Origin of the sequence: Streptomyces sp. SID14436, from assembly GCF_010548465.1 — a bacterium.
Classification (GTDB): domain Bacteria; phylum Actinomycetota; class Actinomycetes; order Streptomycetales; family Streptomycetaceae; genus Streptomyces.
Genome location: NZ_JAAGMD010000178.1, coordinates 1 through 1,411, shown reverse-complemented (window position 1 = coordinate 1,411; position 1,411 = coordinate 1). Strand labels below are relative to the sequence as shown.

General features: G+C 74.1%; 2 protein-coding genes. One reads left to right on the top strand and one right to left on the bottom strand.

The window, feature by feature from the left end:
* Positions 1–99 precede the first annotated feature (99 nt).
* Positions 100–480, bottom strand: coding sequence for an STAS domain-containing protein (locus G3I53_RS06630; RefSeq protein ID WP_164335287.1), 381 nt, complete (start codon positions 478–480; stop codon positions 100–102).
* Positions 481–763: 283 nt separating this feature from the next.
* Between G3I53_RS06630 and G3I53_RS06625 the strand changes: the two genes are divergently transcribed.
* On the top strand, positions 764–1,345 hold the full coding sequence (locus G3I53_RS06625; protein ID WP_164335289.1) for a sigma-70 family RNA polymerase sigma factor: 582 nt from the start codon (positions 764–766) through the stop codon (positions 1,343–1,345).
* The last annotated feature ends 66 nt before the right edge of the window (positions 1,346–1,411 follow it).

Here is a 1,411-nt window from a genome sequence, read left to right as displayed (position 1 = left end):
CGGGGCAGGACGGCACGGCGGCGCGGCAGGTTGCCGCGGCGCCGGGCGGGCGGGACGCGGACACCGGTCGCCCGTCCCGGTCCGGGTGCGGGCCGGTGGTCAGGCCGACAGCGGGCGCGCGTCCTCGTCCACGGCGGAGGGCACGTCCGGGTGGATGTCGAAGAGGCGGCGCACGCCGAGTGCGCCGAGCACTTTGTTCACGTGGCTGCCGTCGGCGGCGCCCCGGGCGGGCAGGATCAGCCGGAGCTCACCCCCGCAGGACCGCAGCAGCCGCCGGGCGCCTATGAGCACACCGACCCCGCTGGAGTCGCAGAACCACACGTCGGAGAGGTCGAGGACGACACTGTGCCGGCCGTCCGCCACGGCGTCGTGCACCCGTTGGCGCAGCACCGGGGACGTCATCAGGTCCAGTTCGCCCGACACCCGGAGCACGGCCCATGCGCCCTGCTCCCCGTCGGTCACTGTGAAGGTCACCACCACGCCCTTCGCTCGCCGAAACGGAAGCAGTCCCTACGCTTCCTTGCAGCGCGGCTGCCCACCGGCCGTTTCCCTGAAACGCGAGCACAGAAACGGTTACCGAACAGAAAAGGCTTGATTCAGTCGCGTTCGATCCTATTCGATCGGTTCTGATCGCGTGCAGGGGGGTAGGGCCTCTTACCACTCAGGGCCGCGCGGGGGGCGCACATTGCCACAAAGGGGCGTGCGTCCCTGGTGACGCCGACTACATTCGGGACCACCAGGCAACAAGGGGTGAGGGGGCCGCATGACCAAACGGAACGTACCGCCCCGCTGGGACCGCACCATGCAGCAGCGGCTCACGCGCGGGGAGGCGGCCGCCCTCGGCGAGCTCTACGACCGGTTCGCCTCCCTGGTGCACGGCCTCGCGCACCGCGTCCTCGGTGACGAGCGCGCCGCCGACGCCGTCACCCGGGACGTCTTCGCCCACGTCTGGGAGCACCCGGACGCCTACGACCCCCGGCAGGGCCCGCTGCGCGGCTGGCTCGCCGGGCTGGCCCACCGGCTGGCCGTGCAGCGGCTGCGCGTGACGGAGACCGCCGCGCTCGCCCGGGGCGGCCCGGGCACGACGGAGGAACTGGAGCACAAGGTGCGCCACGCCTCGGTGGCCGCCCGCGCCGACTACATCGTCCAGTCCATGCCGGTGCCGCTGCGGGCGGCGCTGGAGCTCGCCTACTTCCAGCGGCGCGACTACCAGCAGACCGCCGCCGACCTCGGCGTCACCGAGGACGAGGCCCGCCGCCGGCTCCGGCTGGGGCTGCAACTGCTCTCCACGGCCCACGACACCGAGGCCCCGGGCGGCCCGCCCGGCATCGGGGGTGCGGCATGACCGGCGACCGCCTCGCCCCCGGCGACGGCCCCGAGCACACCGGACGGCCCGCCGCCGGGCCGGAGG

Bases quoted from the DNA above. Each gene is read 5' to 3' on its own strand.
- G3I53_RS06625 (WP_164335289.1), top strand. From the start codon at position 764: ATGACCAAACGGAACGTACCGCCCCGCTGGGACCGCACCATGCAGCAG.